General features: G+C 69.3%; 24 protein-coding genes. 15 read left to right on the top strand and 9 right to left on the bottom strand.

The genetic code is table 11. The features are described 5' to 3' along the window. The first annotated feature begins 27 nt into the window (after nucleotides 1-27). Together ACFV2O_RS26900 and ACFV2O_RS26895 are read left to right on the top strand one after the other, a co-directional pair. A complete protein-coding gene (locus ACFV2O_RS26900) occupies nucleotides 28-1,101 on the top strand; it encodes an AraC family transcriptional regulator (RefSeq protein WP_356966943.1) in 1,074 nt (357 codons plus the stop codon). Between the two features lie 136 nt (nucleotides 1,102-1,237). Next, nucleotides 1,238-3,184 (top strand): UvrD-helicase domain-containing protein, encoded by a 1,947-nt coding sequence (locus ACFV2O_RS26895; RefSeq protein WP_379254131.1) that lies wholly within the window; start codon nucleotides 1,238-1,240, stop codon nucleotides 3,182-3,184. Nucleotides 3,185-3,249: 65 nt separating this feature from the next. Here the strand turns inward: ACFV2O_RS26895 and ACFV2O_RS26890 are convergent, their stop codons facing one another. Then, the gene (locus ACFV2O_RS26890; protein ID WP_379254130.1) at nucleotides 3,250-4,230 is read right to left on the bottom strand and encodes a sigma-70 family RNA polymerase sigma factor; all 981 of its coding nucleotides are present in this window, start codon (nucleotides 4,228-4,230) and stop codon (nucleotides 3,250-3,252) included. Nucleotides 4,231-4,386: 156 nt separating this feature from the next. Here ACFV2O_RS26890 and ACFV2O_RS26885 point away from each other — a divergent pair, with 156 nt between their 5' ends. From ACFV2O_RS26885 to ACFV2O_RS26875, 3 genes are all read left to right on the top strand, one after another. Then, nucleotides 4,387-4,776 (top strand): PPOX class F420-dependent oxidoreductase, encoded by a 390-nt coding sequence (locus tag ACFV2O_RS26885; RefSeq protein WP_356966937.1) that lies wholly within the window; start codon nucleotides 4,387-4,389, stop codon nucleotides 4,774-4,776. A 62-nt stretch (nucleotides 4,777-4,838) separates the two neighbouring features. Continuing rightward, nucleotides 4,839-5,213: a hypothetical protein gene (locus ACFV2O_RS26880; RefSeq protein WP_379254129.1), complete on the top strand. Its 375-nt coding sequence runs from the start codon at nucleotides 4,839-4,841 to the stop codon at nucleotides 5,211-5,213. Between the two features lie 58 nt (nucleotides 5,214-5,271). Next, nucleotides 5,272-6,000, top strand: a complete 729-nt coding sequence (locus ACFV2O_RS26875) for a VIT family protein (protein WP_355075648.1) — start codon at nucleotides 5,272-5,274, stop codon at nucleotides 5,998-6,000. A gap of 97 nt (nucleotides 6,001-6,097) precedes the next feature. Here the strand turns inward: ACFV2O_RS26875 and ACFV2O_RS26870 are convergent, their stop codons facing one another. The 3 genes from ACFV2O_RS26870 to ACFV2O_RS26860 are packed head-to-tail and all read right to left on the bottom strand — an operon-like array spanning nucleotide 6,098 to nucleotide 6,897. Further along, a complete protein-coding gene (locus ACFV2O_RS26870) occupies nucleotides 6,098-6,271 on the bottom strand; it encodes a CsbD family protein (RefSeq protein ID WP_355075646.1) in 174 nt (57 codons plus the stop codon). A 9-nt stretch (nucleotides 6,272-6,280) separates the two neighbouring features. Further along, complete coding sequence (locus ACFV2O_RS26865) at nucleotides 6,281-6,436, bottom strand: DUF6131 family protein (RefSeq protein ID WP_086006372.1); 156 nt, start codon at nucleotides 6,434-6,436, stop codon at nucleotides 6,281-6,283. A 23-nt stretch (nucleotides 6,437-6,459) separates the two neighbouring features. Beyond that, nucleotides 6,460-6,897: a hypothetical protein gene (locus ACFV2O_RS26860; protein ID WP_356966932.1), complete on the bottom strand. Its 438-nt coding sequence runs from the start codon at nucleotides 6,895-6,897 to the stop codon at nucleotides 6,460-6,462. 113 nt (nucleotides 6,898-7,010) lie between these two features. On the opposite strand from ACFV2O_RS26860, the gene ACFV2O_RS26855 reads away from it, so the two are divergent. The 5 genes from ACFV2O_RS26855 to ACFV2O_RS26835 all read left to right on the top strand — a co-directional run bounded on the left by ACFV2O_RS26855 (nucleotide 7,011) and on the right by ACFV2O_RS26835 (nucleotide 10,818). Beyond that, on the top strand, nucleotides 7,011-7,205 hold the full coding sequence (locus ACFV2O_RS26855) for a heavy-metal-associated domain-containing protein (RefSeq protein ID WP_067802986.1): 195 nt from the start codon (nucleotides 7,011-7,013) through the stop codon (nucleotides 7,203-7,205). Between the two features lie 72 nt (nucleotides 7,206-7,277). Further along, on the top strand, nucleotides 7,278-8,444 hold the full coding sequence (locus tag ACFV2O_RS26850) for a cytochrome P450 (RefSeq protein WP_379254128.1): 1,167 nt from the start codon (nucleotides 7,278-7,280) through the stop codon (nucleotides 8,442-8,444). 218 nt (nucleotides 8,445-8,662) lie between these two features. Next, nucleotides 8,663-9,052, top strand: coding sequence for a hypothetical protein (locus ACFV2O_RS26845; RefSeq protein ID WP_379254127.1), 390 nt, complete (start codon nucleotides 8,663-8,665; stop codon nucleotides 9,050-9,052). A gap of 3 nt (nucleotides 9,053-9,055) precedes the next feature. Then, nucleotides 9,056-9,613, top strand: a complete 558-nt coding sequence (locus ACFV2O_RS26840; protein WP_379254126.1) for a hypothetical protein — start codon at nucleotides 9,056-9,058, stop codon at nucleotides 9,611-9,613. Between the two features lie 2 nt (nucleotides 9,614-9,615). Beyond that, nucleotides 9,616-10,818, top strand: coding sequence for an MAB_1171c family putative transporter (locus ACFV2O_RS26835; RefSeq protein ID WP_379254125.1), 1,203 nt, complete (start codon nucleotides 9,616-9,618; stop codon nucleotides 10,816-10,818). Between the two features lie 2 nt (nucleotides 10,819-10,820). Here the strand turns inward: ACFV2O_RS26835 and ACFV2O_RS26830 are convergent, their stop codons facing one another. Then, complete coding sequence (locus ACFV2O_RS26830; RefSeq protein ID WP_379254124.1) at nucleotides 10,821-11,822, bottom strand: DUF418 domain-containing protein; 1,002 nt, start codon at nucleotides 11,820-11,822, stop codon at nucleotides 10,821-10,823. Between the two features lie 116 nt (nucleotides 11,823-11,938). On the opposite strand from ACFV2O_RS26830, the gene ACFV2O_RS26825 reads away from it, so the two are divergent. Continuing rightward, on the top strand, nucleotides 11,939-12,430 hold the full coding sequence (locus tag ACFV2O_RS26825) for a MarR family winged helix-turn-helix transcriptional regulator (protein ID WP_379254123.1): 492 nt from the start codon (nucleotides 11,939-11,941) through the stop codon (nucleotides 12,428-12,430). Next, nucleotides 12,427-12,807 carry a DUF5313 family protein gene (locus tag ACFV2O_RS26820; protein WP_355075633.1) on the top strand — a complete coding sequence of 127 codons (381 nt, stop codon included), beginning with the start codon at nucleotides 12,427-12,429 and terminating at the stop codon, nucleotides 12,805-12,807. Before ACFV2O_RS26825 ends, ACFV2O_RS26820 begins: the two co-directional genes overlap by 4 nt. Nucleotides 12,808-12,928: 121 nt before the next feature. Here the strand turns inward: ACFV2O_RS26820 and ACFV2O_RS26815 are convergent, their stop codons facing one another. Both ACFV2O_RS26815 and ACFV2O_RS26810 read right to left on the bottom strand, forming a co-directional pair. Further along, complete coding sequence (locus ACFV2O_RS26815) at nucleotides 12,929-14,020, bottom strand: calcium:proton antiporter (protein ID WP_379254122.1); 1,092 nt, start codon at nucleotides 14,018-14,020, stop codon at nucleotides 12,929-12,931. A gap of 69 nt (nucleotides 14,021-14,089) precedes the next feature. After that, nucleotides 14,090-14,485, bottom strand: a complete 396-nt coding sequence (locus tag ACFV2O_RS26810) for a nitroreductase/quinone reductase family protein (protein ID WP_355075629.1) — start codon at nucleotides 14,483-14,485, stop codon at nucleotides 14,090-14,092. 523 nt (nucleotides 14,486-15,008) lie between these two features. Here ACFV2O_RS26810 and ACFV2O_RS26805 point away from each other — a divergent pair. Further along, a complete protein-coding gene (locus ACFV2O_RS26805) occupies nucleotides 15,009-15,671 on the top strand; it encodes a PhoU domain-containing protein (protein ID WP_355075627.1) in 663 nt (220 codons plus the stop codon). Between the two features lie 25 nt (nucleotides 15,672-15,696). After that, complete coding sequence (gene mmuM / locus ACFV2O_RS26800; protein ID WP_379254315.1) at nucleotides 15,697-16,623, top strand: homocysteine S-methyltransferase; 927 nt, start codon at nucleotides 15,697-15,699, stop codon at nucleotides 16,621-16,623. Between the two features lie 17 nt (nucleotides 16,624-16,640). On the opposite strand, the gene ACFV2O_RS26795 is transcribed toward mmuM, so the two are convergent. Then, nucleotides 16,641-17,501 (bottom strand): RNA polymerase sigma factor, encoded by an 861-nt coding sequence (locus ACFV2O_RS26795; RefSeq protein ID WP_379254121.1) that lies wholly within the window; start codon nucleotides 17,499-17,501, stop codon nucleotides 16,641-16,643. Between the two features lie 64 nt (nucleotides 17,502-17,565). Next, nucleotides 17,566-18,525, bottom strand: coding sequence for a haloalkane dehalogenase (locus ACFV2O_RS26790; protein ID WP_379254120.1), 960 nt, complete (start codon nucleotides 18,523-18,525; stop codon nucleotides 17,566-17,568). 593 nt (nucleotides 18,526-19,118) lie between these two features. Between ACFV2O_RS26790 and ACFV2O_RS26785 the strand changes: the two genes are divergently transcribed. Then, nucleotides 19,119-19,841 carry an HNH endonuclease family protein gene (locus tag ACFV2O_RS26785; RefSeq protein ID WP_355075622.1) on the top strand — a complete coding sequence of 241 codons (723 nt, stop codon included), beginning with the start codon at nucleotides 19,119-19,121 and terminating at the stop codon, nucleotides 19,839-19,841. Nucleotides 19,842-19,843 lie beyond the last annotated feature (2 nt).

Genomic DNA, 19,843 nt, shown 5'->3' with positions numbered 1-19,843 from the left:
GTGTGCGAGCCCCACGGGGTCGCTATCTTGACTTTGCGCGACAACTATTTGATCCTCGACGACATGTCGGTGATTCGATCCGCAGGGCTGCGCGGTTTCCGCGCGACCGTGGCCGAACTCGGTGGCGACGCGGAGGCGCTGGCCACGGCGTGCGGTCTGCCGGTGGCCGCCTTGGACGCCGACGATCTGCTCGTGCCGGACGAGCGCGTCGCGGCCGTCCTGGAACTGGCCGCGCATCAGCTGCGCTGCCCCGATCTGGGTCTGCGGATCTCCCAGCGGCAGGATCTGGACATGCTCGGCCCGCTGGCGCTGGCCATCCGGAATTCCCCGTCGCTGGCCGACGTGCTCGAGTGCACGGCACGGTACCTGTTCCTGCACGCGCGGTCGCTGAGCCTGACGCTGGAACCGGACCCCTACGGGGATCGCGGCGTGATCGCGCTGCGCTACAGCGTGCGGCCGGGACTTCCCACCCCCGTCCAGGGCACCGACCTGGGCTTGGCGTTCGTGCATCGCACCATTCAGCGCTTGGTGGGCGACCGATACGGGTTGCGCTCGGTCGAGCTGCCCTATCGGCCCGAGGCCGCGCTCGCCGGTTACGAGGAATTCTTCAGCGCCCCGGTGCGGGTCGAGCGGCCCTTCGCGGCGCTACGTATGCCGCGCAGCCTGGCGGGCAGGCCGCTCACCGGCGGTGACGAGAACCTGCACCGGCTGGCGATGGCCTTCCTCGCGGAGCAGTCCGGCGACGCGGCGGCGGCGCTCGCCCCGCAGGTGCGCGCCGCCGTCCAGCAGCTCCTGGGTACATCCGCGCCCGAGATAGGCGCGGTGGCACGGCTGCTCACCGTGCACCCGCGCACCTTGCAACGACGCCTCGCCGCCGAACACACCTCGTTCGCCGCGATCCTGGACGAGGTCCGCCGGGACGCGGCCCGGCGCTATCTGACCACGACGGATATGCCGATGAGTCAGGTCGCCTCGCTGATCGGGCTGTCGGAACAAGCGACCTTCACCCGATGCGCCCGAAGATGGTGGGGCACAACGCCGACCACCCTGCGCCGCGTGGAATCCGACGGAAGAACACAGCAGCACAACACTTTCGGGTGACAGGCCGACAACGGTCCGGTGTCCGATCCGCCCGTTTCGATAACGGTTGTCCCGGAAAGCCCTCGGCGCATTCCCTCCTCGACGCGGTGTCTTTACCGTCGAAGACGGGGTAGGTGTGCACCGGAAGGGGGACTCCATGAACGCCTGGCTTTCGCGTGTCACGGACACGCTGACCCGCATTCCCGGCCTGACATCGCACCAGCGCACATTTCTCGCCGAGGCGCTGGCCGAACCGGGCCGATACCTGCTCGTCCATCGCGACCCCGTGGACCTGCCCGCCACGCACGCCCATGCGTTGCTGTTCTGCGGGACAGGACTTTTCGCGTTGCGCTTCGCCGAGGGCGTCCCGGCCGAACTCGACGAGATCCACCGCGACGTCGAGGCGCGATTCGGTCGATTGCAGTTCGGGCGCGAGAAGCTGGTCCCCCATGACGTGCAGCTCGTCCTGCTCGTACCCGCCGGAATCGGGGTGCGCGTGGACGGCCGGTTCGCCGTGGCCGGGCCGGGCGAGCTCGATCGGGTGATCCGCGCACGGCAGCGGCACTTGCGACCCACCCGGGTACAGGCCATCGCGAACACCGTCGCCCACCAGTCGGCCCGCGAATACGACTTGCTGGAGTTCGAGGAAGCGGCGCAGGGCGCACCGGATCCCGCTCTGCTCGATCGGTCGGAGGTGCTCACGCCGCAGCGGAATACGGCGTTGCAGAGGCCGTTCCAGCACTGGATGACCTTCCTGGATCCCGAACAGGAGATCCTGGTCGCGCGCAACTACACCGGCCCCGCCCGGCTGACCGGCCCTGCGGGCACCGGGAAGACCGTCGTGGCGCTGCACCGAATGGCCAGGCAGGCGCGGCGATCCACCGGCCGTCAGCTGTACACGACGTTCGTGAAGACGCTCGCGAACTGTCAGGAGACCTACTTCCGCAGGCTCGCCCCGGGAACCGAGAGCCGCGTCCAGTTCGCCGGTCTGCACGCCTGGGCCCTGGATTTCCTCGCACAGCGGATCGCCGCGCCGAAACTCGACCCGCACGGAGCCGACCGCGTGTTCGGCCGCGTCTGGGAACGGGCGAGGGCCGACTTCGAGGACATCGAGCCGCACGCGAGCTATTGGCGGGAGGAGATCGACCGGGTGATCAAAGGGCGTGAGATCGACGACCTGGACGTCTACCAGCGCGCGGACCGATACGGGCGCAACGCTGTTCGTCTCGGCGACGACCGGCGCGCCGACGTGTGGCACAAGCTGTACGTGCCGTACGTCAGCGAGATGCGCGAGCGGGGCATCTCCGACTACAGCGACGTCATCGCCATCGCGCTGGCCGAGATCCGCAACGAACCGCTCCCGGAACCCTATGACGCGGTCGTCGTCGACGAGGTGCAGGACATCACGCTGGCCGGGCTGCGGCTGGCCCACGCCATCGCGGGCGGCAACGGGTCGAGTCCGCTGCTGCTGCTCGGCGACGGCCAGCAGCAGGTGTACGCCGGAGGCTGGCGCATGGCCGAGGCGGGCATCGATCTGCGCGGCCGTGGCGAGATCCTGCGGGTGAACTACCGCAACCGCCGCCGCGTCTGGGAGAACGCCGCGGGGATCGATGCGGTGAACGAACTCGGCGATTTCGACGACGCGCCCGGCGTGCCGCTGCGCGATGCCGACGTCACCCTGCCCGACGGCGTGGTGCGGATCTGGCGCGGACCGGATCAGTACCTGGAGGCCGCGCTGGTCGACGGTATTCGCGGATGCGGAAAGCCGTTGTCGGATATCGCAGTACTCACCCGGACGCGGCACGAGGCCGGGCGGCTCGCCGGGGCGCTGGAGGCCGTCGGCATCGCGACACTGCCCCTGGAGGACTACGACGGAACACCGCGGGCGGCGGTCAAGGTCGGCACGGTGCATCGCGCCAAGGGACTCGATTTCGCGGCGGTCTTCCATCCGACCTGGCCCGCGGGCGCGGACTCACGCACCGGCGCGGGACGCGAACGAGCCGAACTCGCCGAACGGCAGAAGCTCGTCGCGATCACCAGGGCGCGGGATTACGCCTGGATCGGCATTCGAGACGACCGGCCGGAGATCCAGCGCGGCGGGTAGCGCTCCACGACCGATCCGACTCGCGGCAAGAAGTACCGCGCACGTGCGAGTATCGCGACCTTCGTTCACCCGAGGACCGGGGCGAATCCGAACGCGGTGACCAGATCCGGGTCGCCGAACGCGGTGATCCGGATGATCGAGTCCGTGGTCGTGGTGAGCACCGCGACGCCGAAAGCGCGGTAGACGCAATCCGATTGCCGGTGAAAGGCGACCGCGGCGAGCTGCCCGTTCGCCGCGGCCGGGAACAGCAACCACGCGCCGGGAGCGCCGAGGACGTGCTCGGCCAGGTAGGCGACGCACGTCCGCTTACCCGAGAACCAGGTGGCCGACGGCGGCATCTCCAGCACGGCGTCCCGGTGCAGCAGGCGTTCGATGGCGGCCGGGTCGGCGCGCCGGAAGGCCGTCAGATACTCCTCGAGCAGCGCGCGCTGCCCCGGCTCGCTCGGCGGCACCGCCTGCTCGGCCGCCGCCGATACCTCCGTCAACCGGGCTCGCGCGCGCTGCAATGTGCTCTTCACCGCCGCGGTGCTGGTATCGAGCACTCCGGCGACTTCGGCCGCGGGCATACCGAGCACGTCGCGCAGCAACAGCACCGCACGCTGCCTGCCGTTCAGGTGTTGCAGGCACGCGATCAGCGCCAGGCGCAGGCTGTCGCGAGCCACCGCGACGCCCGCCGGGTCCGCCGACTCCGGCGTCACCAGGGTGTCCGGCAGCGGCTCGAGCCACCGGACGCCCGCCGCGGCCACGGGCCGCGCCAGTGGGTCCGTGCCCGCAGCGCCGAGACCGGACGGCAGCACGCGCCGACCGTGGTGCTCGAGCGCGGTCAGGCACGCGTTCGTGGCGATCCGGTAGAGCCAGGTCCGCACCGAGGAGCGGCCCTCGAAGGCGCCGAACGAACGCCAAGCCCGCAAATAGGTCTCCTGCACCACGTCTTCGGCGTCGTGGATCGAGCCGAGCATGCGATAGCAGTGCGCGAGCAGTTCCCGGCGATACGGCTGAGTACGGCGAGTGAATTCGGCGTCCGGTAGCGCACTGGTCGAGGTCATCCGCGGGTCCTTTCCCGGTTCACGAAGCGTGAGCCGTCGCAGATATGGACCGGACGGGACCCGAAAAAGAATCGCTCTCGGCGATTCCTTCCGATCGCGGCGGAAGTCCGCATTACGGGAATCACCGTGATTCCGCACCGACCGAGGAGACTTCCGATGCAACTCGACGACATCGTGCGCACCCTGATCGACGGCCCGCACGCCGCCGTACTGGCCACCGCGAACGCGGACGGCCGCCCGCAGTCCTCGGTGATCTTCGTCGACCACGACGGCGACACCCTGCTGTTCAGCACGATCGAAGGGCGCCTGAAGACCCGCAACATGCGGCGCGATCCGCGGGTGAGCCTGCTGGTGCTCAGCCGCGCCGACGGCCGCTACGCGGAGGTGCGCGGCCGGGTGGAGCTCACCGACGACCCGGACAAGACCCTGCTCACCGCGATGTACGCCAAGTACATGGGCGGCGCGACGCCGCCGCCGGAACCGGAGGCGCGGCGGGTGATCGTGCGGATGGTGCCGGAGCGCGTCTACGTCTTCCCGCCCGCTTGAATCGTCACTGGGAAGGCGCGATTCGGCCGCTAGACTCTCCGGACGACTGGGAAGGGGGCCGCATGGACGCGGTTATCAAGGAGGTCGCCGAGGAGGGCAAGCGGCTGATCGACCGGGCTTGGCTCGGCGAGCTCAGCCGCGACCAGGCCGTGCACATGTTCGTCCAGGTCGGCGACGGCATGGTGCGCTACGAGACGGCGCTGACCATCATCGACGACGGTGTGCAACGGCTGGCCGCCAACGCCAGGCGGCTGCGGATCCTGCGCTGGTGCGCGGTGCTGGAGTTTCCGGTGTTCGGCGCGTTCGCCGTACTGGCGGTTCTGGTCGGGGATTTCACCACCGCCGGACTCTCGGTGCTGTTCCTGCTGATTCTCCAGATCATCCACCGCACGATGCCGCCGCATCCGTTGGCGGTCCCCCGCCAACCCCGCGCTTAGCGGTTCGAGCTGTCGCGATTCCCGCCCGCGTCGCACGGTGGTGATTAGGGTGCGTTTCATGGATCGCACGACCGACGCCTCCGGCGCACATCCGCACGAACCGCACGGCAACGGCTTCGCGTCCAAACTCAACTGGCTGCGCGCCGGTGTGCTCGGCGCGAACGACGGCATCGTGTCCACCGCGGGTCTGGTCGTCGGCGTCGCGGCGGCCACCACCGATACACCGGCCTTGTTCACCGCGGGCATCGCGGGTCTGACGGCTGGCGCGATCTCCATGGCGGTGGGCGAATACGTCTCGGTCAGCACTCAGCGCGATTCCGAGCGGGCTCTGCTGGCGAAAGAGCGCAGGGAGCTGCGCGACGAGCCGGACTACGAGCTGATCGAGCTCACCGGGATCTACCAGGCAAAAGGGCTGACGCCCGAAACGGCGCGCAAGGTCGCCGAGGAACTCACCGCGCACGACGCCTTCACCGCGCACGCGGAGGCCGAACTGGGCCTCAATCCCGCCGAGCTGACCAACCCCTGGCTGGCGGCGTTCTCCTCGGCGGTGGCCTTCACCCTCGGCGCGCTGCTGCCGTTGCTGGCCATCCTGCTGCCGCCGGTCGACGCGCGTATTCCGGTGACGTTCGCGGCCGTGCTCGCCGCGCTCGCGCTCACCGGGTCGGTCAGCGCCCGGTTGGGGGGAAGTGCCCGTGGCCGGGCGGTGGTCCGGGTGGTGCTCGGCGGCGCGCTGGCGATGGCCGTCACCTACGGCATCGGGCAACTGGCCGGAATCGCCGGAGTCTGACGCGCACGCGCGAATTCGGGCGTTTCCTTCGCGAGAACACGACAATGCCGGGCGGAGGCCATCGGCCTTCGCCCGGCACCGGTCGAGCGGTGCGCGGTCAGCGCTTGAACGCGTCCCGCACCTTGTCCGCGGCGCGTTTCAGATTGCCGCGGGCCTGCTCCCGCCGCCCCTCGGCCTCCAGCCGGGAGTTGCCGGTCGCACGGCCGACGAATTTCTTCACGCTGCCCCTGGTCGCTTGCACTTGATGCGCGAGGCGATCTTCGAACTTCATGCGGAATCCCTAGTAGTACCAGCGGCGGCCACCCACCGGACGGCCCACCGAACCGGCCACCAGCAGCACGAGCCCGATGATCAGCACGATGATGCCCGCCGTGGTGAGCAGCCCGATTCCGAGCAGCCAACCCAAGACCAGGAGGATGAGGCCGAGAATGATCATTGTCGTATTCCTTTTCTTCTCAATTATTTCGCGGTCACGGGTTTCGAGGTCGATACCGTGGCGCCGCGATCGGTGCGGGCAGTACCCGAACCGCCTGTGCGCAACCACCGCCGCCAAGCCGGCTCCTGCGAGGTGCGCTCCACCGGCGCGGTAGTGCCTGCGGCCAGATCGCGCCGCACCGCCGCCATCTCGCGACGGGACTGTGCGAGTTCACGACGCGCGGCCACGCCGCGGCGGGTGACCCGCCAGGCGCCGGATAGGACGAGGGCCAGTCCGAACGCCCCGATCGCACCGAGCGTTACTCCGTAACCGAACAGTGCTCCGGTGGAACCGTGGAAGTGATAGTCGAATACCGCGAAATCGCTCGTCAGTTGCTGAGCGGGGCCGGTGTTGCCCACTACCGCGGCCACTCCGATAATCACGGCCGCGATCAAGGCGATGAGCCCGATGATGATGATCATGGCAATCCCTGTTGCGTCGAGTCGTTTGACAACCCGGCTATTCCCGGGGTCTCCACGATCAAACGGGACGGAAAGGAAAGTTTGAGCGAGCGCGATCGGTCAATGCGAATTACATGACGTACACGGTTACTCTGCACAACGTTACCCGCGAGTCCGCGTCCGCGATCGAATCGTCACTGCGCGGCGTCAACGGTATCGATTCCGTCGACATCGACGTGGCCTCGGAGCGCGCGCTCGTGAATTCGACCACGCTGACCTACGGTGAAGTCCTCGACGCGATCCGGCAGACCGGAGCCGCCGCCTCCTGATCGGGCGCGCCGCGCGCACCGGCAGCCCTCGGCAGCCACCGTCCTCAGGACCCGGTGCGGGATGATGGCCGAGTGACGGATGTGTTCGACTCCGACTTCGCCCGCAACCCGTGGCCCACGCTCGAGCGGCTTCGCATCGAAGGGGGCGTTCACCGCGTACGCACGCCAGATGGGCCACCGGCCTGGCTGGTAACCCGATACCGCGACGTACGGGCCGGGCTGCTGGATGAGCGGCTGTCCACCCGGCTCCGGTATGCCCAGGGAGACGACTACCGGGGCTTCTCGGTGCCGCCACCACTGGACGCTATGCTCAGCGCCGCCCCGGCCGACCACGCACGCCTGCGCAGTCTGGTGACCTCCGAGTTGTCGCCACGCCGACTGGCCGAGTGGACCGACCGCGCGCCCCGCTTGGTGGATTCGCTACTGCACGAGGGTGATTCGGGCGAGACCGTCGATCTCGTCGAACGTCTTGCCGTGCCGCTTCCCGCCGCCGTGCTCGGCGAACTACTCGGCCTCGACGACCACACTGCCGAACGCCTTCGCGGCTGGGCGCATTCGACGCTACTGCCGTCGGCCGCGCCACCGCGCGCCCGCGACACCCTGGCCACCATGCTCACGATCATCGCGGACGCCACCGCGCGGGCACCGCGCTCCGACACCGCGCTGGGGCGCTGGGTAGGCGCACACCGGGCCTGTGGGTCGCCGACCGATGCTGAGCTGACCGGACTGCTGTTCTATCTGCTGTTCGTCTGGTACGAAGTGCTCGCCGATCTGATCGCCGGGTCGGTGCTCACCTTGCTCGGCAGTCCCGGCCTGCGGCAGACGTGGTACGGCTTGGGCGACAAGCAATCAGCCGTGGACGAGCTGCTGCGGCACCTCTCCCCGCAGGTGCTGGCCGGACCGCGCTTCGCCACCACCGACCTGGTCATCGGCGACACGACGATCGCCGCGGGTCAGACGGTACTGCTGTGTCTGGCATCGGCCAACCACGATCCCGAAATCTTCGCGCGTCCAGCGGAACCGGACCTCACCAGGGACCGCGCGGATCAGCTCGCGCTCGGCTACGGCATGCACGCCTGCTTGGGGAACGCGCTGGTACGCACCGTCACCGCGGCCGCTCTCGAGCACGTCCTCACCCGATGGCCGGATGCGGCGCTCGCGGTGGACGAACGAGAGATCGCCTGGCGCTCCGGTTTCCGCCATCGCGGACCACTGGCGCTACCGGTGCGGCTCCGATGAGATGGGGCGAGCGACGATGATCGCCCCACCTGCTACCGCTCTGAGATGCCGGGCCTCTCGTGGTCGGCGCCCCTTCGGGGGCGACCACACCGGCATGTGCTGACGGAGCAGGGACGAGTATGATCTACGCCACAGACCCTGTCAACCACAGGAGACACGCTGATATGGGGGACGGCTTACACCCGTTTACACGGGCTCTCAACACACTCATCAACGGAATGCACCCGCCCGCAGGCAAAGACGGGCGACCGCAGGAGATCACCCACCGGGCGCTCGCCGAAGACATCCACCGCACCACCGGAACGCGCCTGTCCGCCAACTACCTCTGGAAGCTGCGCACCGGGCAGGCGGTGAACCCGTCCTACGAGACGCTGGAGGTGTTGCGCGGCTACTTCGGGCTCGACAGCCTGGATCCGTTCACCGACCCGCGACTGGCGGCATCGCGCGGCAGCGAATTGGCATTGATCAACGCGCTCAAGGGAAATGCCGAACACGAGGTACTCGAACTGGTGCTGCGCGACGGGCTGCAACAGGGTACGGTCCGCGCTGAATCGGTGCTGGCGATGCTGGACATCCTGCGGCGCATCGAGAACGAGCACAACGGGTGAGCGATGCGGATCGCGGCTTGGAGCAAGGACGGAGGTGACCAGCCGGTGCTGGATCGTCGCTGGCTGCGCCGTGAGCTGCGCGCCATGGGACTGCCCGGCCGGTTCACCGTCGGCGAGCTGGCCGAGGCCGTCGCCGAGCGGCGCGCCCGTCCCCTGCGGCTGCGCCCGGAGAGCTTCCCGGTCACCGGCCTGACCGGCGGCCTGCTGGTCACCGATGCGATCGATTTCATCGCCTATCAGCGCAACACCTCCAAGATGCATCAGGATCACATCGTCTGTCACGAACTCGGCCATCTGCTCGCCGGCCACCGCACCGTCGACGTGCGCGGCGCGGAAGCCGTGCGGCTGCTCGCGCCGAACATCGACCCCGCGGTCGTGCGGCGCATGCTCGGGCGCACCAGCTACGCGCAGCCGCAGGAACGCGAGGCCGAACACCTCGCGAATATGCTGATGACGCACCACATCACGCAGTGGACGGCACGGGAGGAGTGGGTCCTGCCCGATTCCGCGCCGGTCGCCGCGCGCCGACTGCTGGACGCGCTGGGGCCGGGGCAGGGCTGAGCATGTGGTTCGCGCTGGTGTACGGCGGCGTGGGCGTCTTCGCCTTCGCGGCGTTCCTGTGGCGAGCCGGTCTGGCCCTGCGCAACCCGGGCAACCCCGCGCGCTGGGCGGTCGCGTTCGCCATCCTCGCGGCGGGCATCGGGTTCGAAGCGGCTGTGCCGCGCACCTATACCTGGATCGATGACGTCTCCCGCGTGCCCAACCTGGCGTCTCTGGTGGTGTACGGGGCCATCGCGGGCGCGGTGCTCGCCCAAGTGGTCTGGACGGGGTTCATGGTGGCGGAGCGGGAACCGGACGCGGGCGCGGCACGGCGCGTGCTCGTCCTGCCGATGCTCGTGCCCGTCGTGCTGGCGGCGCTGTTCGCGGCGGCGCCGGTGCATGACGAGAGTCATCCCACCGACTTCGACGACCACTACGCGAAAGTCCCGCTGGCGGTGGCGTTCCTCGGCGTCTACCTCACCGTCTACTCGGCGGCGCTGATCCGCATCATCGTGTTGTGCCGCCGGTGGATGGGCGTGGTCGATCGAATCTGGTTGCGCCGCGGCCTGCGGCTGCTCGCGCTCGGCAGCGCCGTCGCGCTCGGCTACAGCGTGGGCAAGGTGATCGCGATCGGCGCGGCGTGGTCCGGTATCGATCTGCGCCGCCTCAACACCGATATCGCGCCCGCGTTCGCGAGCCTGGGCGCCACCGTCATGCTGGTCGGCTACCTGTGCCCCTCGTTGGCGCCGTGGCTGCTGCACACCACCGCCCGGCTGCGGGCGCTGCCGCGGCTGCGCCCGTTGTGGCTGGCCCTGCGCGAGGTGGACCCGGAACTGGCGCATCCGCCGGACCGGCGCGGCACGGCGGCCCGAGATCGGGTGTACCGCAGGGTGATCGAGATACGGGACTGGCTGTTGCGGTTGCGACCGCATCTCTCCGCCGAAGCGGAGGCGATCGCCGAGCGCTTGGCGACCGAACTGGCGATCCCGGATCGCAGCAGAGCCGCCGCGATCGAGGCCGCCCGCATCGCCGCGGCGCTACGGGCGCACCGGCTCGGTCTGCCGCCCACCGGCGACGACCAGTCGTTCCGTGAACCGAGTCGACCCACGCTGGCCGCCGAGTCGGCCTGGCTGGTCGAGGTCGCCGTCCAATTCGAGACGGGGCCATTGGTTTCGGCGACCCTGGCCGAGCTGGAGAACACCGGCGATCCGGCGGCCCCGCGCTGAACTCAGTACGGGCGGCTCGGCACGCGCGTCCGCCGGATCGGCACCACCGTCCACCAGGTGACGCAGCGCCACACCCATTCCAGCGGGCCGTACTCGAACAACCGCAACCACACGGCACTGCACACCGCCTGCACCGCGATGATCCCGACCGCCAACCCGAGCACCGCCGCGTAGCTGCCGGAGCCGGACAGGCCGAGACGGGGTGCCGCGAGCAGGATCAGCGCGGTGGCGCCGACATAGTTGGTCAAAGCCAGGCGACCCAGCGGCCGCAACACCTCCGCCAGTACCTGGCCCGGCTCGATGCGCAGCAACAGCAGCAGCCCGGTGACATAGGCCAGCGCGCCCAGTAGACCAGCGACAGCCACGGCGGGAGTGGACCACAGCTCCAGATACGGTGTGCGGTATTCCCACCTGCCCGCCACTATCGCGGCGGGCAGGGCGAGGGCGAAGACCGCGGCGATCTGCCAGCCCCGCTCATCGAGTGTGTCCACGATCCCGGCGCGCGCGGTGGCCAGGCCGAGCAGGAACAACCCCGGCGCCAGGGCCAGCCCGCCGCCGAGGGCCAGCGCCACGCCGAAGGTCCCTACCAGTCCCGCCAGCAGCACCGCCCAGTTCGGCAGCGCCGAGGCGGGCAGCAGGATCGCCAGCCCGGCCAGCGCGTACGGCAGCAGCGCCTCACCCGGTTGGAAATGCTGATGGACCAGGCCGATCACCCCGAGCGCGAGCAAGCGGCGGATCAGGACCAGTCGCGGGCGCTCGCTCCGTTCCTCGGCACTGTCCAGCAGCAGTGCGAAGCCGATTCCGAACAGGAACGAGAAGATCGGGAAGAACCGTCCCTCGAACACCACCGACAGCGTGTGCCGGATCGGGAGCACCACGCCCGATTCGTCCGTCGCCGCGATGTCGGTGATCCGCCAGATGTTCACCACCAGCATGCCGCACAGCGCGAAGCCACGAACTGCGTCGAGTTCCTCGATGCGTAGCGGACCCGCGTCGTGGTGCATGGATTCACGGTATCCAGCGACGGCCCCGAAGCCGGTATCTCGCGGCGAGATGTCGCCCACATTGATTAACGCACTAACTATTCATGCGCTAATTTAGGGGAAGACAAGGAGGACCGATGGAGACCGAGATCGAGGATCCGCTGCGCCTGGACCGGCAGGTGTGCTTCGCGCTGGCCGTGGCCAATCGCGCGGTGCTGGCCGTCTACCGTCCGCTGCTCGAACCGCTCGGGCTCACCCACCCGCAGTATCTGGTGATGCTGGCGCTCTGGGGCGAGGCGCCGATGTCGGTGAAAGCGATCGCCGAGGCCATCCAGCTCGACTCCCCCACACTGTCCCCGCTGCTCAAACGCCTCGAAGCCGCCGAGCTGATCAGTCGCGAACGCGACAGCAGAGACGAGCGCAACCTCGTGGTGAACCTGACCCCGGCCGGAGCCGAACTGCGCGCGAAGGCCGAGCGGATACCGCCCGCCGTCGTCCAACGCCTCGGCGTGACCCTGGCCGACCTCGAGCAGTTGCGCGATGTCCTCACCCGGGTGAACGAGGCGGCCCGCCGGTCGGTGCTCGCCGAGCCCCACGCCCCGTCCCCGAACCCAGGAGCCCGGTCATGACCCGACAGCAACGACGGCCAGGTCCGATCCAGTGGATCGGCTACGCCTTCGGCCGCCGCCTGCCCGATTCGATGCGTGAGTGGGTGCGCGACGACCTGACCGGCAGGTTCGCCGCCACCCGGCACGTGCTGCGCGGAATGGTGCCGTTCACACCGCTGTTCGCGGTGTTCCTGCTCTTCCCCGGCGAGCTGTGGCTGCGCGGCGCGATGGTCCTGCTGGCGCTGCTGCTTGCCCTGTTCTACACGATCGCTTTCATGCCGATGAACCGCGCGCATCGGCTCGCGAAGCACGGCTTGCCCGCGGATCTGGAGAATCCGCAGCGCGCGCAGCGCCGAGCGCTGGAACGAGCCAGGTACGCGGCTCAGCACCCACACTGAGCGCGCGGCTCGCGGCCACCGAAGGCGGGGTGTCGCCTGTCCGGCGTCCTCCCGTGTTCGCACCGCTGGCGCCGGACCAATTCGGCGCTGCCCGCGTCGAGGCGCTCGTCCGAGCCGTCCGCTAAGGGCTGGCGGCGAGGCCGACGAAGGCGGCGAACACCGCCAGGTGGACGCCGCCCTGCAGCAGCGTCGCCCGCCCAGGAACGATCGTCAACCCACCGACCACGACGGTCAGCGCCAGCAGCACCATCTGCGTCGCCCCCAAGCCGAGCACCAAGGGGCCCTCCAGCCAGATGCTGGCCACGGCGATCGCCGGAATGGTGAGGCCGATGCTCGCCATGGCCGAACCCAGCGCCAGATTGAGACCGATCTGCACCTGGTCGCGGCGCGCGGCCCGCACCGCGGCGATCGTCTCGGGCAGCAGCACCAGCAACGCGATCACCACGCCGACCGCCGATTGCGGCAGACCAGCCGACTGGACCGCCGATTCCACGGCGGGCGAGACCACCTTCGCCAACCCCACCACGCAGACCAGGGCGACCAGCAGCAGACCGAGGCTGGTGACGGCGTCGCGCACGGTGGGCGGCTCGACGCGCTCGTCGTCCTCGGCGACGACGCCGTCCGCCTCCACCGGCAGGAAGTCGTCCGGATGACGCACGGTCTGCACCATCACGAACAAGCCGTACAGCGCGAGCGAGGCCACCGCGGCGAAGGCCAGCTGCGCGGGCGAGAACTCCGGGCCGGGTTTGCTCGTGGTGAAGGTCGGCAACACGAGGCTGAGCGTGGCCAGCGTCGCGACGGTGGCCAGCGCCGCGCCGGTGCCTTCGGCGTTGAACACCGCCACGCGCCTGCGCAACGCCCCCACCAGCAGGCAGAGACCGAGGATGCCGTTGCAGGTGATCATCGCCGCGGCGAAGACCGTGTCGCGAGCCAAGGTCGCGGTCTTGTCACCGCCCTGGGTCATCAGCGTGAGAATGAGCGCGACCTCGATCACGGTCACCGCGACGGCCAGCACCAGCGAGCCGAACGGCTCACCGACCCGGCGCGCCACCACCTCCGCGTGATGAACCGCCGAGAGCACCGCCCCGATCAACGCCACCACCACAACTGTCACCGCGACACCGGGCAGACTTCGGCCCCAGGTGACCGCGAGGGCGACAACGGCGAGCGATGGTACGAGCACGGTCCAACGGGCGATGAACAGACGGATCATGCCCACCATGGTCCCAGCAAATCGCCCGCATCCAGATCAGGCGACCAACGCCCCCACCCTGCCGCGGGCTCAGTCGTCCAGATCGATGCGCAGCGTGAGCAGGTCGGTGCCGACCAACCGGACGGCCGCGCTGTTGGCGCGCGGCAGGGCCGCCAACCGGGCACGCGGGTCGTCGTCGGGCAGCAGGTGGGCGGTGCCCGCGTGCCAGCGGCCGTGCAGCCGCAGCCGGACTCGATTGTCCGCCTTGATGTTCCGCACATACTGGGATCGCTCGCCGAACTCGGAGACCAGCCAGAATTCCCGGCCGATCTTTCGTCCGCCGATCGGAGTGATCCGCGGCTGACCGCTCACCCGGCCGGTGGTCTCCAAAAGAGTCTGCCCGGGCAGCGTACTGAGGATCGGATTGCCCAGTCGGCGCTGGAACGTCGTCACCACACGATGCTGGATATCGCGCAAGTTCGGCATGCCGCGACCGTAACACCGGGCGCACCCGTCGGCTGGCTTCGCCGCGTGTGCGATTCGGGCGTTGACCAGGGCACAGACCCGCACGCGGCGGACCGCGGCAGCCACAGGAACCGGGACGCAAACGCCCGCCCATCGCGCCGCGCAGTATCGACCGGCCACGCCGCCGCACGGAGCCGAACAGGGCACGCGGCGAGCAACCACGCGAGTCGCCATGCGCCGCAACTGCGCAATGTGATGCGCGCCATAGATCTCCGATCGGGCAATGCATCTCCTCCGCTGCCCCGGCCGACATGCGTGCGCGAGTGCCGCCCGCCGTCGCGCGCGCCGCTGCGTCCGATCCGCCATAGCGTGTTCCGGCCGCGAAAAGCACTGCCTGAACTGTGTTTTCCCGTTGTCCTGCTGGCGAAGCGATCGCGCGTGGTCCAGCGTTCGCGTCCGCGACGGCATGTCGAGGCGATGTCGTTACCGAAGAACATCCGACAAGGAATCGACCCCGCCCCGGTCGATAGGTGAGAATTTGGCGGTGCGCACCCAGTTCACTGCCGAGCTCATCGCGTTGACCAATGATCTGACGCTGATGTGCACGCTGGCCCACGACGCCGTCGAGCGTGTCACCGACGCGCTCGTCGACGCCGACCTCACCGCGACATACGAGGTCTTCGCGCTCGACGAGCAGTTGCAGAAGATGTACGGCGCATGCGAGGCGCGCACCGTGGTGTTACTGGCGCTACAGGCTCCGGTGGCCCGCGACCTGCGGCACGTGGTGACCGCGATCCAGATCGCCGGTGAGCTGTCCCGCATCGGCTGGCTCGCCAGCCGGGTCGCCGACAAGGTGTACCAGAGTCACCCCGGACACGCAGCCGAGCAACCCATCCTGGACATCCTCGCCGCGATGGGCAAGCTGGCGGCCGAGCGTACGGCTTTGGCCGGGCGAGCGGTCGCCGGTCGGCATCCGCTGCCGGAGGAGGAGACGCCCGCGGACCATTCGATGGAAACGCTGCACCGGCAACTGCATTCCGCGCTGCGCGACCCCGCGTCCCAGCCGTCCACCGAAGTCGCGATCGACAACGCGCTGCTGGGACACCACTTGGAGCGCTGTGCCGACCACACCGCGCGCATCGAGCGGCTCATCCGTTTCCTCGACACCGGGGTACCCCCGACCGCCCAGCCCACCGACGACGAGTGAATCCGCGTCCTACAGTGGAGCCGTGCTGTTCGACCCTTCGGCGGGGGCACTGATCTCGGACGGTGGACTGGCCACCGAGCTGGAGGCGCGCGGCCACGACCTTTCCGACGCGTTGTGGTCGGCCCGTCTGCTCGTGGACGATCCCGCCGCGATCCGGTCCGTGCACGAAGCCTATTTCCGGGCGGGCGCCGACATCGCGACCACCGCCACCTACCAGGCTTCTTTCGATGGCTTCGCCGCGCGCGGGCTGACCAGGGCGCAGACGGTGGAGCTGTGGCGACGCGGCGTGGCGCTGGCCCGCGCGGCGTGCGACGCCGAGGCCGCTGATCGGCGGCGCTGGGTCGCCGCCTCGGTCGGCCCCTACGGCGCCGCGCTGGCGGACGGATCGGAATACCGTGGCCGCTACGGGCGCACCGTGGCCGAACTGCGGGCCTGGCACCGACCGCGCATGGAGGTGCTCGCGGAGGCGGGCGCCGACCTGCTGGCCCTGGAGACCGTTCCCGACGTCGACGAAGCCGAAGCGCTGGTCGACCTGGTGAACGACCTCGGCGTGCCCGCATGGCTGAGCTACACCGTCGACGGCGCGCGCACCAGAGCCGGGCAACCGCTCACCGACGCCTTCGCGGTGGCCGCGGGCTCGGACTCGATCGTCGCGATCGGCGTAAACTGCTGCCCGCCCGCCGATGTCGCCGCCGCGGTCGAACTCGCCGCGGGAACCGGCAAGCCCGTGGTCGCCTACCCGAACAGCGGTGAGGACTGGGATGCGGCGCGCCGCCGTTGGACCGGCCCCACCCGGTTCACCGCAGGGCAAGCCAGGGACTGGTTCGCCCGAGGCGCACGGATCATCGGCGGCTGCTGCCGGGTCGGCCCCGCGCAGATCACACGCCTGGCAACGGAACTACGAGGAACCCCGCCCGGCACCGGTTCACCCGACGCGGAAGCACCGGGCTGATCTCCGACGCGGCGGGTTCACGTCTCCTCGAGCATGGGGAAACGCCCCGAACCGAGCAGCCCCGCGATCGCGTCCATCTTCGCCTGCGGCGCGGCGTAGTCGGGATGCGCGCGCAGCACCGACGCCGCGTCGTGCAGCCGGATCATCTGCCGTTCGGCCTCGGCCGCGGTGCGCCCGCCCGCGCTGACCGGATGGCGCGCGTACACCGGACGGCTCCGGTCGACCCGTCCCAGCGCCAGAGCTTTGTCCACGCGGCGTGAGCAGCGGCAGAACGCCGCCGGGTCGACCAGGCCACAGGTCGAGTTCAGGAAGTTCCCGAGCCGTTTCTTGGCACGCTCCAACCGCTTTCGATAGGCGGCGGGGGTGATGTCGAGGATCCAGGCGGCCTCGGTGGAGTTCAGCTCGAACACGTCGCCGAGCACGAACGCGATCCGTTCGTCCCGGGCCAGGCATTGCAACATGCCTTGACTACAGGTGAGCCGCACCTCGGCAGTTAGAAGCACCGCTTCCGGTCCGCGATAGTCCGCCTCCGACAGACCGTCGGCCAGTCCGTCCCGGTAGGCGTCCAAGCTCAGTTCCGCGGCCTCCTGCGGGGTCTGCCGCCGCAGATTCAGCAGGTGGTTGACGCCGATGCGGTAGGCCCAGGTGAGCAGCTTCGCCTCGCCGCGCCAGGTGTGCAGATGATCGAGGACGCGCACCATGATCTCCTGCGTCGCGTCCTCGGCCTCCGCGGGCCGCCAGACCATGCGCAGCGCCAGCCGGTACAGCGGGTCCTGCAACAGGCGCACCACCTCGGCGACGGCGTCCCGGTCGCCCGCGACCGCGCGGGCGACCATGGCCTTCTCGTCCGCTGCCACCCGCTCGTGCTCCGTGCTCATCCGGCCATCATTCGGCCCGCGCCGCGGTCGGCGCAAGCACTGCCGGGTCACAGCGCGGCCGAGATCACGCGCGAGCGGCGGCACCGACCAAGGCGTGCCGATCGAGCCACTGCGCGACCGCCCGGCCGATCTCGTCCGGCCGATCCTCCGGCGCGTGGTGGCCCGCCGGAGGGATCGCGACGACCTCGGCGCTCGCGAAGGTGCTCGCGGCCCAGTCGATCGCCTCCGCCGATCCCAGCCCGACGCCGTTCTCCAACGCCATCAGCAACTTGGGCACCTCGGGCGTAGCGGCCGCCCAATCGTCGTAGTTCCGCACCAGGGCGACCACGTCGGCGGGCTCGCCGTCCAGCGGGAACTCCCGCGGCCACACCAGCAGCGGCTTGCGCGAGGCCGGGGTCGGATACGGCGCCCGGTACACGTCGTGGTCCTCGGGCGACAGGTCGGCGACGCCCTTCGGCAGGTTGAACTCGATGAAGATGTTCTCCTCCAGGATCATCCGCTCCCCTTCCGCGGAGCGGAACTTCCGGAACAGCTCGGCGCCGAGCGGAGGCAGCTCGTCGAAGCGCATCGGCCGCAGGAACGTTTCGATCAGCGCGATCCCGCGCACGCGGCCGGGATGCCGCGCGGCCCAGTCCATGCCCAGCGCGCCGCCCCAGTCGTGTCCGACCAGCACCACTCGGTCCAGCCCGAGCGCGTCGAACCAGGCGTCGAGGTAGGCGGCGTGATCGGTGAAACGGTAGGCGCTGTCCGGCTTGCCCGACTCCCCCATGCCGATCAGGTCCGGCGCCAGCACCCGGGTCCGGTCGCCCACGTGCGGAATGACGTTGCGCCACAGATGCGAGGAGGTCGGATTGCCGTGCAGGAACACGACGGGGATCTCTCCCGCACCGGTATCGCGGTAGTTGATGAACGAGTCGATGACGTCGACGGTGGGCATGATGTGGTCCTTTCGGGTCCGGCTTTTCGCCTGCACCCGTTTGGACACAGGAATCACACCGCCTGTGACCGGATGTGAAGTGAGCATCGTCACAGCCCGTCGAACCGGTCGTCGCGAGGGCGGCAACTCTCGGATACATCCGTACTCATGCAGTAGATGTGTGGCCGAAACTGAAGATCGGCTGAGAAACTTTTCGAACCGTGCGAACGAACTTGCCAATTCGCGCGGCATCTATCTACTGTCTTGATACGTAGAACAAAGCGTGATCGAGACGGAGCGGATGCGTGCTGCAACCGGAGAGCGGCTTCCCTGGTCACCGGCGCCCGCCGGACATCGATCACCCCTGATCATCACGAGTGAGTCCGGAGCAGGCGCGGCTCGACACCTCGGGACCTCCCCCTCATCAGCCCCGTGGTGTCGTCCCAGTGCGGGCTTCGGAGTGGACAACCATCCGCACAACCGCGCGGCTCCACCGGCCTCCTCGTGATCACCGCCCCCGAATCGGCGCCGGCACGGCGATTCGGGGGCGGCCCCGTTCTCCGGCTCGGCAGCTCTGGCGCACGGCCCGTTACCGGCCAGCTGTGCCGAATCTCATACGCGCCGATCGGTTGCGCGAAGCCGGTCACTGGATACCTTTTCGCCGGTTACAGTTTCAAGTGGATTCGGCGTTAGGAAGTTCGATGAAGTCCACAGTGCAACGGCTGGCTCTGATCGGCATCATGGTGGCGACTTCCATCGGACTGGTCTCCTGCACAACCGTTCCGCCCGGCCAGTCGACCGCGTCGGGCTGCGGTTCCGGCGGACGGGCCTGCGCCGACGCGCCCGCCCCGATTCCCTCGCGCGACGCGCTCGCGCTGTTGAACGCGCTGCGCGTGGCCGACCGTGCGCCCAAGACCGGATACAGCCGTGACGAATTCGGGCCGCCCTGGTCCGACAACGTCTCGGTGCCCGGCGGCAACAACGGCTGCGACACCCGCAACGACATCCTCCAGCGCGACATGACCGACGTGACGTTCAAGTCGGGCAAGTGCATCGTCGCGACCGGAACGCTCGCCGACTTCTACACCGGAAAGACCATCGACTTCAAGCGCGGCACGAAGTCCTCCGACGACGTGCAGATCGACCATGTCGTCGCGCTCTCGGACGCGTGGCAGAAAGGCGCACAGAAGCTTTCCGCCGAACGCCGCCGCGACCTGGCCAACGACCCGCTGAACCTGCAGGCCGTGGACGGTCCGACCAACCAGTCCAAGAGCGACTCCGACGCGGCCGATTGGCTGCCGCCGAACAAGGGTTACCACTGCGCCTACGTGACCAGGCAGATCCAGGTGAAGACGGCCTACCAACTCTGGGTCACCGCGGCCGAAAAGGACGCCATGACGCGGATTCTCACCGCCTGCCCCTGAGT

It is taken from the genome of Nocardia sp. NPDC059691 (genome assembly GCF_042733915.1).
GTDB lineage: Bacteria > Actinomycetota > Actinomycetes > Mycobacteriales > Mycobacteriaceae > Nocardia > Nocardia sichangensis.
Note: the sequence above shows the minus strand (reverse complement) of the source record. Positions and strands in the feature narration are given on the sequence as shown.